Origin of the sequence: Kothea flammea (assembly GCF_052161645.1) — a bacterium.
Taxonomy (GTDB): Bacteria; Planctomycetota; Planctomycetia; order Pirellulales; family Pirellulaceae; genus Laterigemmans.
In genome coordinates, this window is record NZ_CP197414.1 from 887,360 (window position 1) to 900,239 (window position 12,880).

The 12,880-nt window shown below is 57.5% G+C and carries 12 protein-coding genes; 3 read left to right on the forward strand and 9 right to left on the reverse strand.

The annotated features are described in order from the left end of the window. Positions 1 to 155 precede the first annotated feature (155 nt). Positions 156 to 1,166 carry a c-type cytochrome domain-containing protein gene (locus tag SH139x_RS03015; RefSeq protein WP_488353805.1) on the forward strand — a complete coding sequence of 337 codons (1,011 nt, stop codon included), beginning with the start codon at positions 156 to 158 and terminating at the stop codon, positions 1,164 to 1,166. A gap of 114 nt (positions 1,167 to 1,280) precedes the next feature. Here the strand turns inward: SH139x_RS03015 and SH139x_RS03020 are convergent, their stop codons facing one another. The 4 genes from SH139x_RS03020 to SH139x_RS03035 form a co-directional block, all read right to left on the reverse strand. Continuing rightward, positions 1,281 to 3,920 carry a carboxylesterase family protein gene (locus SH139x_RS03020; RefSeq protein ID WP_488353806.1) on the reverse strand — a complete coding sequence of 880 codons (2,640 nt, stop codon included), beginning with the start codon at positions 3,918 to 3,920 and terminating at the stop codon, positions 1,281 to 1,283. 61 nt (positions 3,921 to 3,981) lie between these two features. Next, entirely contained in the window at positions 3,982 to 4,785 is an 804-nt protein-coding gene (locus SH139x_RS03025; protein ID WP_488353807.1) for an anti-sigma factor family protein, read from the reverse strand. Then, complete coding sequence (locus SH139x_RS03030) at positions 4,775 to 5,335, reverse strand: RNA polymerase sigma factor (protein WP_488353808.1); 561 nt, start codon at positions 5,333 to 5,335, stop codon at positions 4,775 to 4,777. The genes SH139x_RS03025 and SH139x_RS03030 overlap by 11 nt, the downstream gene beginning before the upstream one ends. Positions 5,336 to 5,508: 173 nt before the next feature. Further along, positions 5,509 to 6,192 carry an FHA domain-containing protein gene (locus SH139x_RS03035; RefSeq protein ID WP_488353809.1) on the reverse strand — a complete coding sequence of 228 codons (684 nt, stop codon included), beginning with the start codon at positions 6,190 to 6,192 and terminating at the stop codon, positions 5,509 to 5,511. Positions 6,193 to 6,727: 535 nt separating this feature from the next. Between SH139x_RS03035 and SH139x_RS03040 the strand changes: the two genes are divergently transcribed. Continuing rightward, entirely contained in the window at positions 6,728 to 6,982 is a 255-nt protein-coding gene (locus SH139x_RS03040; RefSeq protein ID WP_488353810.1) for a hypothetical protein, read from the forward strand. Further along, positions 6,961 to 7,473 carry a methyltransferase domain-containing protein gene (locus tag SH139x_RS03045; protein ID WP_488353811.1) on the forward strand — a complete coding sequence of 171 codons (513 nt, stop codon included), beginning with the start codon at positions 6,961 to 6,963 and terminating at the stop codon, positions 7,471 to 7,473. Before SH139x_RS03040 ends, SH139x_RS03045 begins: the two co-directional genes overlap by 22 nt. Before the next feature lie 11 nt (positions 7,474 to 7,484). Here SH139x_RS03045 and SH139x_RS03050 read toward each other — a convergent pair whose 3' ends face one another. From SH139x_RS03050 to SH139x_RS03070, 5 genes are all read right to left on the reverse strand, one after another. After that, positions 7,485 to 8,336: a sulfite exporter TauE/SafE family protein gene (locus tag SH139x_RS03050; protein ID WP_488353812.1), complete on the reverse strand. Its 852-nt coding sequence runs from the start codon at positions 8,334 to 8,336 to the stop codon at positions 7,485 to 7,487. Between the two features lie 142 nt (positions 8,337 to 8,478). Continuing rightward, positions 8,479 to 9,306, reverse strand: coding sequence for a transglutaminase-like domain-containing protein (locus tag SH139x_RS03055; protein ID WP_488353813.1), 828 nt, complete (start codon positions 9,304 to 9,306; stop codon positions 8,479 to 8,481). Positions 9,307 to 9,483: 177 nt separating this feature from the next. After that, positions 9,484 to 10,704 (reverse strand): DUF2786 domain-containing protein, encoded by a 1,221-nt coding sequence (locus SH139x_RS03060; RefSeq protein WP_488353814.1) that lies wholly within the window; start codon positions 10,702 to 10,704, stop codon positions 9,484 to 9,486. Positions 10,705 to 10,786: 82 nt separating this feature from the next. Continuing rightward, the gene (locus SH139x_RS03065) at positions 10,787 to 11,749 is read right to left on the reverse strand and encodes a DMT family transporter (RefSeq protein WP_488353815.1); all 963 of its coding nucleotides are present in this window, start codon (positions 11,747 to 11,749) and stop codon (positions 10,787 to 10,789) included. Between the two features lie 94 nt (positions 11,750 to 11,843). Further along, positions 11,844 to 12,878: a zinc-dependent alcohol dehydrogenase family protein gene (locus tag SH139x_RS03070; RefSeq protein WP_488353816.1), complete on the reverse strand. Its 1,035-nt coding sequence runs from the start codon at positions 12,876 to 12,878 to the stop codon at positions 11,844 to 11,846. Between the last annotated feature and the right edge of the window lie 2 nt (positions 12,879 to 12,880).

Consider the following 12,880-nt stretch of genomic DNA (forward strand, 5'->3'; position numbering starts at 1 on the left):
CAGATGCTGAGATAATGGCGGTTGAGCATAAGAGTTAGTAAAAGGCTAGAGTATGCCTCCCGCCCCCCCAGTTCGCTCGTTAGTATGCCGGCTCGGGCAAGTGAGTCGGCCTTCGCTGAACTGTCTTCGTCCTGATACATAGGATCTGTTATTCCATGCTGAATTTTCGACATCGTCGCGGTGCTGTTCGTCCATTTGTCAACGCGGGTGTGTTCCTCTGCTTGCTGGGGTTCGCACCCATAGTCGGAGCGGCCCAGGACGCGCAACCGGCTACCGATGCGGAGGGGCATATTGTCCAATTTGAACGCGACATCGCGCCGATTTTCGTCGAACATTGTCTCGAATGTCACGCTGGTAATAAAGCCAAAGCCGGGTTTGAGATCGATGATCGTGACGCCGTATTGGGCTACATCGAACCAGCAGACGCCGCCTTCAGTATGTTGTATGCCGACTATTTGATTGCCGAGGATCCCGACATGCTGATGCCTCCGCCTTCCCATGGCGGCCCCTTGTCGGCTGGCGAATTGGCATTGGTGCGAGTGTGGATTGAGGAAGGGGCTGATTGGCCGGAGGGCGTTAGTTTGCAACCTCCAGCGGCGGGTGCCAAGGCCGAGGACGTCGCCGCGGCCACCGATCCGGCTCCCGTGAAATCGCGCAGCTCGGTAGATCGCGTGTGGGCTTTTCAGGGGTATTTCCATCCGGCGACGGTTCACTTTCCGATTGCGTTGCTAACGATTGGCGGATTGTTCGTTGTGTTGGGAGTCGTGTGGCCGAAAGTTGGTACTCAAATTCCGCTGGCATGTTTGTTGATCGGCAGCGTCACGGCAGTGGTGTCCAGCGCGATGGGTTGGTCCTTTGCCGCCACGCAAGGTTATCCCGGTTACCAAGCGGGCTGGGGTGAGGAAGTGAACGCGCATCGCTGGAGCGGCACGATCGTGGCTGCGCTATCCCTGCTGCTTGCCCTGATCGCCCTGATGGGAGTTAAAAAATCAAGCAAGCGATTGAACTTTATTTGGAAGACTGGATTGTTGGCGCTGGCGGCGATGGTCGGCTTAGTCGGTCATCAAGGTGGTGAGTTGACCTACGGAGCTGACTTTTACACGAAAGCATTCAGTCATCTCAAAGCGGAGCCAGAAGCAGGCCCCAAGGTGAAGAGTGAAGAGTGAAGAGCACACGACCCCCACGAGCTCGCCTCGTGCGGTGAAGGAGGTTATTGGCTAGCACGTTTCCCGCCTCGCCCCGCGAGCCCCTGAGCTAGTCCCCAATTCCTGTACCACCCGTTACGGAATCGTGACTGCATCCCAGTAGACATGTTGGCGGTCGCCGCGGCGGCGACCGTCTTCCAGCATGAATTCAATCGAGCCGGCAAATTCATGGCTGAAATTACGGCCATTGGCACGAATCGAGATCGGTTGATTCATGTCGACGCCCATTTCTGGAGAGAGCAACACGGTATACATTTGCGATGGTGCCGAGCCGATGCGAATCTGATTGTTGTCTCCCACGCGAGCCGAGATGGGACCGGCGCGGCGGCGTTTTTCTTGATCGAATAGCACGGGATTAATCGGCACGCTTTCTAGCAAACTGGGCAATTCGAGCCACCAAAAAAATTGGTCGCCCAATCGCATCGTGACGGTCTCAATGTCTCGCGGCGGAGCCGATCGACGATGGGAGCTGAGCCTCATCCAGTCGAAAATGTTATTGATGTCTTCATAGAAATAACTATCACCATGCCCGCGATAGAGCGTCACCATCACGTCGTAGCCCGGTTTCATGTAATCATCCAGCTCGGTGCCGTTCTGAATCAATGACGAACTGGCCGCCATGTCACCGGTGACGAAATACATCGGTACGTATTTACCGTTGGGACCATAGAACATGATGTATTTACCCGCTGTGCCACCGATGCAGACCAGCCCGGCCCAGAGATCAGGATGCGAGAGGGCGATATCCCAGGCGGCTGTCGAGCCGGCTAAGTGGCCCGTCAAATAGACACGATCGGTATCGATCGATACGCGTCGCATGGCATCTCGCAAGGCCGCCAGCACGCGGTGGTGTTCAATCGGCGTATATTCGTATTGCGATTGACCGTCACGCGTCCACTTGGGAGCGACCACAATGTAGCCGCGACGACTGGCTTGCCCCGTCCGCATGCCCATGTTGACGTCATACCGCCCAGCCCACCACTGAATTTCGGCTTGCGGCGGCGTGTCGAGTGGATGCAAGGCGACGACGGTCGGGTATTTGCGCAGTGGATGATATTCCGGTGGGAGCTGCAAAACGTAAGTGACCGGACCGCGATTGGTCTCAATCTCCAGTTCAAAATAGCCGGGCGGTTTCTCCGCATCGGCCGCCGCACCCATGTTGCCCGCTGCGGCTGCAGGAACCGCTCCGGCCGCCTGTGGATCCGCGTCGGCCGGGTTGGCTGGGGGTCGGTCCGCAGCCGCCTCTCCATTCGTATTCGTTCCCGCTGGAGCCTGTTCAGCTGGATCTTGGCTGGCTGGATCTTGACTGGCGGGCCTGGTCACCGGTTGCACGTTTGGTTGGATGGCCGGTAAGACCGGTACTTGGGGTGCCGGGCCGGCCGCCGGGTTTTGAGGGCCCGCCGCCGCTGGATTGGCGTTTTCCACGATCGGCAAAGGGACTGGTGGCGGCAGCGTGGGCAACAGGCGGGCGATATACTCGGGTCGTGCGCCCTCGAGATCTTCGAGTTGCTTGAGCAGTTGAGCGCGTTGCAACGCATCGCTCGATGCTAAGTATTCGCTGACTAGCTGGCGGACAGCGATGAGGGAACGCGCGACGGCCAAGTTCTGCATGCCGCTGCCGGGTCCCTGCAGCCAGCCGCCGATCGCGAGCGAAACCCGGTTCTCCAGCGGGATCGTGGCTTCGCTCCCCAGCCGCTGGTAATCGTTCAAGCGGGTAAAAGTGTCAAAAGTCATCTCCCGTCGTATGACTTGCACAAAGTCATTGAGGCCTTTGTCTTGGCCGGCGGGCAGTTGCGAGATTTGTTGTTCGAGTTGCTCGAGCAGCTTGCCTGCCGTTTTCGCTTGCCCGGTCAATTCGTCAATGAAGTCTTGCGCCTCCAGTCGCCGCTCTCTGGCGATTCCTTGCACGTTGGTAAAGTTTTGCAGCATGGTCAAAGCCAGCTGATATTGGCCCGCATCGCGGCGCACGAGTGCTTCGTTGAGAATTTGCCTTGCTTCCCGCTGAGTCAGTGCTTTGAGGCGATCGGAGAGATGGTTTGCTTCGGGAAAATCGGCAATCACCGCTTGCAGCTCTCGCCGCGCGTCGGCAAACCGTTCGGCTTCGATAAAGAAATTGACCACTTCGAGACGGCGGTCCAAATCGGTTCGCTCGATTGCCTCCTCGAAGATCCGTTGAAAGGTATCGGCCGGGATGGAGTCGGTTGCCAGGCGCATTTCCCATTCGTATGAGACCGCAGTCTGCAAGCCTTGGACTTGCACGTAACGCGCGTTAATCTCCGTAATGCCTTGCAGAACTCGCAGTGGTCCGTTGGCGGTCGCCGTGTTGATCCAGCGTCGGCCGTGAGCGTTAAAAGGAGTCGCCCAAGTGTTTGCCGTGACGGCGGCGACCTGGTTGGAGCTGCGGGCGACCGCTTGCCAAATCGGGATGCTGAGAATTAGATCGCCCGAGTCGGCTGTGCTGGCGACCATGGCACGATTGTGCACGAAGGTTCGCTTGAGCCCATCGTCAACCATCAACAGCGGCAACCCACCACCAATACCCGCACCGGCCGCAGCAGCGTTCTTGTTCAAGCCAACCCACTGCTGGGCGTTGCCGCGAAGTTCGTAGCCGTTGGTCAAACGAACGATCGTCTCGGCTTGGCAAAAAGATGTCGCCGTGAGGCTGGCAAGTAACCAGCCGCAGAACCAACCATTCCGCGCGATGTGTCGACCCATGGGAAACCTGTGATGAGAAGCAAAGGAACGGTGCCCCGTCTCTGCTCCAGCATAACCCATGCTAGGCGATGGATGCTAAGAATCTCTTACGATCCACCGCAGCATCCTCAGGAGCCGCCGACGGAGGTGTGCTGGTTGCAGGGGTGCTGCGGGGAGTGAGTAGCTGAAGTGCCGTCTGAAATGATTCGGTCAACGGACGGATGCTGGTCGTTAATGGATCGACCGGCTTCCAAGCCGCCACCATCATCGATCCCCACCAGTGAGGTGTCGAGACGTTTGCGCTGATGCGGTCGAAATCAATCGTCCGCACCAAGGCAGCCTGAACGGGGTAGGTTGTACCGTCCGCCGGGTCCATCAATTTTTTCTGAGACACGTGCGCGACGGTGGCTTCTCGAGGTCCCATAAAATTTCCTGCCAGCTCCGTTGTGGGCAGCTCGCTGGCGGTCAGCAAACTGGTTTCTAGTCGCGTCCCTTCGCCTGAATGCCCGGGCCATAGCATGACCCCGCACCAGACTGCCGCAGCGCTGACGATGGCCGTCAGCAGGGCAGGGCGATGCGGGGGCTGCGTCGTTTGCCGATCCCGGCGTCGCTGCCGACTTCGGCCAGCAGGGCTGACTTCCACATGACCAGCGTTCTTTGCGAGGTTATTAGCAGCCAGCACTGGTTGCTTACTGAGCGGATTTTGCTCGTGGGGCCGGCTCAGCTCGAGGCTCGGCAGTTGTTGGGCCAGCGTCAGCCAACCGGAGAGATCTTGCTCACAGCGCCCGCAATGCCCCGCGTGCCGCGCCAATGCTTGGTCGCTGGCAGGATCGAGTCGTTGATCGAGCAGTTCGTTGAGGCGATTCTCGAATTCACTACATTGCATGGCGGCTCTCCGTTACAACCTCGCGTTCCCGCAATCGTTCGATCAGCACGTTGCGAGCGCGGTGTACCCAAGTTTTCACGGTGCCCACCGGACAGTCCATGCGTGCGGCGATTTCGGCATAGGATAGTTGCTGCTGATGAAACAGCAGGAAAGCCTGACGGTGATCCTTACGCAATTCATCCATGGCTACCAATAATTCCTCTTCCAAGATATCGGCGCGTCGCTGTTGCTCGGCTGCATCGGTGGCCGGCTCTGAACTGTCGATCAGCGGCAGTACGGGACGACGCCTGGCCAACAGCGTGCGACAGCGGTTGCCAGCAATCGTTAGCAACCATGGCTCGAGCGGCCGCTTGGAATCCCAGTGATCAAGGTGCTTGGCCATTCGCGAGAATGTCTCTTGGACCGCATCCTCAGCATCTTGGCGGTGCCGCAACATCGAAAAACAAAGCCGAAAAACGACATCCTGATACCGACCCACCAGCTGTGCAAAAGCCGACGCATCGTGGTTTAGATATCGGTTGACCAGGAGGGAGTTTGTTGGTTCGTTCACGGTGTCACAACTGTTGCCGAAATTGGCAATCGCAAAATGGGAGCGAAGCGGGTACGAGGTGTATTCGACGCGACGCCCCAAAGTTTCGCAGCGCTGGCAAAAAAACAAAATTTAAACCGTGATTTGCTCAGTCGCCTGCTGAAAAGACAGCAATTTTCAACACCCCTGAGTGCTTAACGTCCGCCAAAAAATTTCTTCAGCGCCGCATCGGCAGCATCACGGGAATCGGCCGATTCAAGCCCTTTGGCAATCTTCGGCAGCTTGCCGGGAGCACTTTTGGGGGGTCTTTTCGTTGGCACCCGTTTTTCCGGGTCTTCAGCTGCTTCCTCGGCCTTAGAGAGGGTGTCGGATACCGACAGTTCACCGCTGTCGATGCTCCCCGAGATTGTTTCGTCGAGCCGCAGTTGGCGGGTATCCGGGTCGGATGTTTTTCTCACGCGGTCAATTTGATCCGCTTCATCCAACCAGGAACTGATGTCCACATCTTCAAAGCGACTGTCCGAAGCAGCCTTGACAGTCCGGTCTGCCGCATCGGCGACGTCCTTCACTTGGGGCTTCTTAGCTCCTCCCACAGGAACCTTGATGACCAACTCGAAGCTTAATTTGCCAACCCGCAGAACATCCCCAGCCTTCAAGACCTTGGCCCGCTCGGGTGGCAGTTGTTTCTCGTTGACATACGTCCCATTGCGACTTTTCAGGTCCTGAGCAAGGACTCGGCCATCGCGGACGACCACAATGCAGTGCCGTCGGCTCACCGACTCACTTTTCGGTCGCAATTGACAATCGTCACTACGCCCAATCAGGAATTTTTCCGTAACGATCGCAATTTCCTTGCCAGCGTGGCTTCCAGTTGCCACTTTAAGGAATACCTGCATGCCGCACCTAACACAAAAGTTGACGGTTTCGAACTTCGTGGCCTTCTCGTTCCCGCTAAGGCCACGGACAAGAGGTGTGTGCTGAGTTGATCGGTCCTAAAAAAATATAAAGTAACCGTGAAAAACTCCGCCGGGATGTGGAAGGTATCTGGGGGAAGTAAAAATAATGAATAACCCGTAGAACGTTATGAACTGTCTGACGGCTAGAATCAAGCCGGGTACCCACTCGGCCCCCCAGAAGAGATCAGAGGCAGTGGAATAGGCATCCCTGCCTGTAGGGACATTATGCTATCCCGCCGGAGCTGCTCTTTCCGCTGTACCTAAGCCAATTCGTGGCAAGACTCAGGCCCGGTATGTCGATGTTGACGGCGGTGTCCGTAAAAATCCGCCCAATCGAGAGAGTTAGTATCGTGGAGGTACTCTGTCCAATCTTGGGGCGTACGCTGTCGCTGAGCCGACGCCGTTTTCCAGCGGTCAATGGAAAATTTTGCGGTGCCGCGAGTCCCAATTTGTTTTTTTGCAAAACCCGCCCGATTACTCTCGACTGGAATCGGAGTTCGCTTGGGAAGTCACCGCCCTGGCTGAAAAGCAGCGTCGCCGCCAAGCGGAACCGGTGATCAGTCGTATCTCGCTGTTGGCAAAGCACACAAAGTATCGTTTGTTCCCCAAGCGAAACCGCTTTTTTACGCTCGCTTCGGCTCATTTACCAACAACTATGTCCGCTGCGCCGATTCGGCTGCTGGATATCGGTTGTGGCATGGGGGGCAGCTGAAAGAACCATGCAGCCGCTTTCAGCGACAAAATCAAACCGTTATCCCCAGCGGAATCGAAGTCTCCATTAACAGCGCCAAAGTCGCGCAGGAGGTCGTCTCGCCGCTGGGAGGACAGGTGATTCAAGCCAGCGCGATCGCTGGCGTTTCAGCGCTGGAGCCAAAGAGTCTCGACGTGATGGTGATGTCTTCATTTTTGGAGCACGAAAGCCAGCCGCTGTTGTTGTTGCAACGTCTCCGCGACGCGCTCACCGACCAAGCGATCATCGTGCTCAAGGTGCCAAATTTTGCCTGCGTAAACCGCGTTCTCCGCGGCAACAAGTGGTGCGGATTTCGCTTTCCTGATCACACAAACTATTTCACTCCGGCCACTCTGCGTTGCCTGGCCGCGGAAGCCGGCTTCGTTTGCCGACAGTCATTCCTTGACAAGTTACCCTCCAGCGACACGATGTATGCCGTGCTGAAAAAGACCGGTTCGGCAATGGCCAATTAATTTGACATCGCTTACAAGAAAACCGATTTCGTAATCACGAACATCGCCACGACCACAACCGCGATCGCGAAGGTTTTCTGCAGGGTGGGGCCTCGCAAGCGTTTGGCGACAATCCCGCCCAGCCACATGCCGGCAAATCCTCCCAGCATGAATTGCAGCGTCGTCTCCAATGACAACGCGTTGCCAGCCAACACGTGCGATGTGACTCCGCTGATGCTGATCAGCACGATCACGAACAGCGACGTGCCGACCGCTCGGTGAATCTCCATGCCGCTGAATAAGACCAGCGCCGGCACGATCACAAAGCCCCCTCCCACGCCAAACAGCCCCGACAGAATTCCCGTCAATAAGCCCACTGTGGCTAACAACCGGGCGCATTTGGAAGTCAACCGCAACGTCCCATCGGCGTCCCGTTGGCACGCACCACGGTCGGCCGCTGCTTGCCGGTTGGCTGGTTCATCGCTGGCCGGTTCATCGCTGGCTGGTTCATCGCTGGGCGGAACCGGTTTGCTGGTCTTGGCCCACATTCGCTGAGCCACGACAAACATCAGCACCGCGAATAGCACCAGCAACAAATTTTCCGGAATCAGCGTCGCCAAATAAGATCCGACGGGGGCCCCCAGCATGCCCGCGACGGCAAATAGCAGGCCGGTTCGCAACTCAACTTGACCGCGAACCATTCGGGGAACGGCACCAAACAAAGCTGTGCCGCCGACCGCTGCCAGTGAAATGCCGACCGCTTCACGCGGCGCCACGGCCAGCCCGTAAACCAACAGCGGCACGGCGAAGATGCCGCCACCTCCGCCGGTCAACCCCAAGGCAAATCCGACCAAGATTCCGAACAGGATCGCTAGACCAAACATTCGCACCCTCCTCGGGGTGGCGCACTCCTAAATTCCGACCGCCTCGGTTACCAGTCGCTGTCGCCAGCGTCGAAGCTCGCGCGTCGAATCTCCGAAAAACCAGCCCCGGCGATTGCTTGTTATATCGCCACCTTTCGAGGTGTCAATGCGTTGCCGGCGCCTGGCTAACTTCCCTGGTCCAAACCTTAAAGGATTGGAGTTGGTTGACACCAAACGTGGTTGTCAGCGCCACGTCGGCGGCATCCCGCCCCCGCGCCATCAATACGCGGCCGATGCGGGGCACATTGTTGCGGGCGTCAAAGGCATACCATTGGCCTCCGAGGTAGGCCTCGAACCACGCGCTGAAATCCATGGGTGAATTTGCCGGCGGCACGCCAATGTCACCCAAGTAGCCCGTGCAGTAGCGGGCTGGGATGTTGCACGCGCGACAGAAGGTGATCGCCAAATGCATATAATCGCGGCAGACCCCAACTTGCTCGCGGTACACATCCAGGGCGGTGCGGTTGGCGCGGGCTTGTTGGTAATCGAAGCGAATATGCCGGTGCACATAGTCGCAGATGGCTTGCACGCGTGGCCAGCCCGGCGTCTCGTTTTGGAATAAACTCCAGGCTACATCGCGGAGCTCCGTGTCGACTTCGCAGTATCGGCTGGCAAGCAAGTACAGCAGGACGTCCGCGGGCAAGTCTTGAACCTCGGCTTGACCCAGCTGTGGAGCTTGCAGATCGGTCAGCCCGCAATCTTCCACCAGCGCTTGGTTGCGAAACACGACGCGACCAGCGGGGGCCACCATGCGTCCGCAGCGATTGCCATACAAATCGTAATACTCGGAGATCGGCAGCGCGGGGGTCACTTGCAACCGATCGGGTTGGCGAGTGGTCAGCTCTCGCGAGGGATGCAGATACAGCATCAAAAGCATCGGCGCCGGTTGCGGAGATTCAAATCCGATCTCGAAACCAACCTGGATTAGCATATCGCTTTCCGTTTCAAAGCCGGCTCGCCCAAGGGAGGGCGGTTCAGCAGTATCCTTTTGGCAAGGATCAATCGACGGCATCCGCGATGCCATCCAAGCGTTGTTCTAGCGGAAAAAGCGAGTCGACTAAAGCCTTCAGCCGGAAAATAATAACGGCTCGCGACCCGTTAGCCGTGTTCACGACTGGCTTCTATAACTCAGTCTGGCGGGTTGATCAGGACGAGTGATTTTATGCGAAGCGCCGTGAACTTGGCCAAGGCTCGCCGCAGCCGGGTCGTGGAGGTCGCGTTGCCGCGACGTCGAGTAGGCGAGGCGGATGTCACATTCCTCAGCCAACCATTGCGTCGCCGCGGTGTGAACGGCGATCGTGCGGGCGTGAATCAGCGCGCGGCTGCTGAGCGTCTCATCACCGATGTCGGTTGTCGCTTGGTCCTGGTCGTTGGAATGCTCGCTCAGATCGCCAGCGCGAGGCAAGCCAGCCACGTAACCTTCCGCGTACGATGCGCCGCTGCCGCGGGTGTGGCCGCGAAAACGTAAGTATGCTGCCGTGGCGATCGTCAGCAGCAACTCGCGGTACAGCGCGATCGCGTTCTCGACGTCAGATACCGAGCCGTAGAACCAGATCAGGGTGCGATTTTTCTTAGTTGAGTAATACCATTGGACCAAGGGGAAAATCTCCGTAGTCACGTACCTCGCTAGTGACTTTTCCCAGCGGCACGCCCGCCGCCCATTTAGAGGGCAAGCCCTGCGCGTGAACATCACATTGTCCACGTTATCGTCTTGACGAATGTCTTCGCGGGTTAGATTGTGCCGCAACATCAAGGTCTGCATCATTCGCAGCGCGTTTCGTTTTTCTCCTTCGGCGCTGGCACCGTTGTTGGCTGTGCTTTCCAGGGCTCGCAGTCGTTTGAGGATCTTTTCAAATTCACCCTGCGTCAGCTCCTGTTCGCGGCTGGATGTTCGCTGCGGGCCAAGCCGGAGTGCTTTAGAGTCGGTGTGTTGCACCGGGTTGGTCCAGAACGATTGCACAAAATAGCACTCATCATCGCTCGGATCCCAAGTATCGTGAACGACGCGATCAATCACCGTGGTGAAATGGCAGGAGCGACCGTTGCGTTTGGCTAAATCGACGATCACGATACCCTTGGGTAGCGAATCGAGATTGAATGGCAAGTTACCTCCGTCGACTTTTTGCCAGCCAATGGTTTGTAGATACTCATTGGCAAACTGCAGCTCGACGCCGTTACGCGGTGATTTGCAGCTGGTTTGGCCAATCGCATCGTAGATATTGCGGTAAGCTGAACCAGTGGCGATCGCGATGGCGCGAACGACGCAATCACCTGTTGAGCCGACAAAACCCGAGGCGGCTCGTCCGCCGTCGTTCCAAATGAAATCCATAACGCCGCTGGCTCCCAATGCCTCTCACCGATGTGCTTGAACTGACGACCCGCCGCAGTCTGCTGACGCCCGCCGGCGGCGATTATAACCCTTTTGACGCTGCTGGTGAAATGGTTCCCCGCGAGGTTTTTCTGAGCGCCTTGATCAGTTGTGGGAGATAGCGGCAGAGCAGGCCGGTGAGGATCAATAGACCACCGGCCCACGTCCACCAACGGGGCGCTTCATAAGTGGGATGGTGACTCCAGGCGATGAAGACCCACACCGGTACCAAGATCGGTTCCATCAACGTCAGCACCGAAGCTTCCGGGCTGGGGGTCGTCTTCAGCCCGCGGGCAAACAACACGTAGGGGAGCGACATTTGGAAAACACCAAATAGTCCCAGCGCGGCGTAAGCGGAAAAGGAAATGTCGAACGATTGCGTGAACACCCAAGGTGAAAGACACAACGCCGTTGCGCCATGATTCAAAGTGATTTGCCAAGCAGGGTCAACGCCCCGCATGCTCCGCATGGAAATCACCACGCCGGCGTAAGTCAAACCGCTGAGGACTCCCATCAGGCTCGCGTAGATCGAGCCACCTCCCCGCAGTTCCATCGTCAAGATCAACATGACTCCGGTTAAACAAAAAATAAACATCACCACGTCGTGACGAGTGACCCGTTCTTTCAGGACGCCGACGCCGATGATCAACACCCAAACGGGACAGAGGTATTGCAGCCAAATCGCGTTAGCCGCAGGTCCGTGCACCATGGCTGTCATGAATGACCATACCATGACCACAAAACAAATCATCATCGGCAACATCTGCCAACGCCACTGGGGACGGCGGATGATCGGCAACAAAATCAGGAAAGCAAAAAAACTCCGCCAGAATGCCAGCATCAATCCGCGAATGTCGCTGGGCCAAGCGTCAAACCAGGGAGACTTGGCGAAGAAGCCGCTGGTGCTCCATAAGGTCGCGGCAATCACAATCTGCAAGCGGCCCCGCCATTCACTCGGTTCCGCGGGTGCCGGATCGTCTGATACCGAAGCATCATTAGTGTTCAAGGGAATCTAAGTCGCTAAGTAAGGATTGAGAGAACGATTGATAAAACGTGATGAACTGCCGGCAGTCAGCGAGTAAGCGGTTTGTGGTTTGTGGTTAGCATTCGATAACGGTGATGCCATCGTGCGGGAACTGATCGAAGCGAGTCAGCAGTTCGGCCCCTTCGGCCAGTGATACGGTGTTGCTGATCAATTGCTGAGGCTGCAGTTGGCCAGTTTCTATCATTCGCAACATCCGCGCGTAAGCATAGGCTTGCATGCCGTGGCTGCCGTAAACTTCCAACTCATTGGCAATCACGGCTGCCATCGGTATCGGTGGAGCCGCTTGGTCACCGAGCATCAGGCCGACTTGCACATGCCGACCGCGTTTTGCCAAGCAGGCGATGGAATTCCAACACGTGGTATGGCTGCCGAGCGCGTCGAGCGATAGTTGCGCGCCGCGGATTGTGATCTGGCGTATCCGCTCGACAACATCACTCGTGGTGGCGTCGATCAGCTCGCACGCTCCGGCATGTTTGGCCGCGCGAAGGCGTTGTGGCTGAATATCGACAGCGATCACATTTGCACCGACGGCACGGGCGATCATGATTGCCGATAGCCCCACGCCCCCGCAGCCGTGGACCGCTACCCAGTCACCGGCCGAGGCTCGGCCTTGATCGAGGACCGCGCGGAACGAGGTGGCAAAGCGACAGCCCAGGCTGGCGGCCGTGACGTAATCGAGCGACTCGGGAATGGCGACAAGGTTCAGATCGGCGTAGCGAATTTCGACTTGCTCAGCAAACGCACCCCACTGGGTAAAGCCGGGTTGGGTGTAGGCATCGCAGATGTGAGGATTACCACTGAGGCATTCGAGACAACTGCCGCAGCCACAGCAAAAAGGAGCCGTTACGCGATCGCCCACTTGCCAACGTGTGACGTTGGCTCCCACAGCTTCGACGGTGCCCGCCAGCTCGTGTCCAGGAACGTGCGGCAAACACACCTCGCTGTCATGTCCCATCCAGGCGTGCCAGTCACTGCGGCACACGCCACAAGCCCGCACGCGAATAATGGCGCCATCTTGATGCGCTTGCAGATCGGCAACTTCACAAATTTGCAGCGGGCTGCGGAACTGCGAAAAGATAGCTGCTTGCATGA

Excerpts from the sequence above, each read along its gene's own strand:
- SH139x_RS03015 (WP_488353805.1), top strand. The coding sequence starts at position 156 with ATGCTGAATTTTCGACATCGTCGCGGTGCTGTTCGTCCATTTGTCAAC.
- SH139x_RS03020 (WP_488353806.1), bottom strand. The coding sequence starts at position 3,920 with ATGGGTCGACACATCGCGCGGAATGGTTGGTTCTGCGGCTGGTTACTT.
- SH139x_RS03025 (WP_488353807.1), bottom strand. The coding sequence starts at position 4,785 with ATGCAATGTAGTGAATTCGAGAATCGCCTCAACGAACTGCTCGATCAA.
- SH139x_RS03050 (WP_488353812.1), bottom strand. The coding sequence starts at position 8,336 with ATGTTTGGTCTAGCGATCCTGTTCGGAATCTTGGTCGGATTTGCCTTG.
- SH139x_RS03055 (WP_488353813.1), bottom strand. The coding sequence starts at position 9,306 with ATGCTAATCCAGGTTGGTTTCGAGATCGGATTTGAATCTCCGCAACCG.
- SH139x_RS03060 (WP_488353814.1), bottom strand. The coding sequence starts at position 10,704 with ATGGATTTCATTTGGAACGACGGCGGACGAGCCGCCTCGGGTTTTGTC.
- SH139x_RS03070 (WP_488353816.1), bottom strand. The coding sequence starts at position 12,878 with ATGCAAGCAGCTATCTTTTCGCAGTTCCGCAGCCCGCTGCAAATTTGT.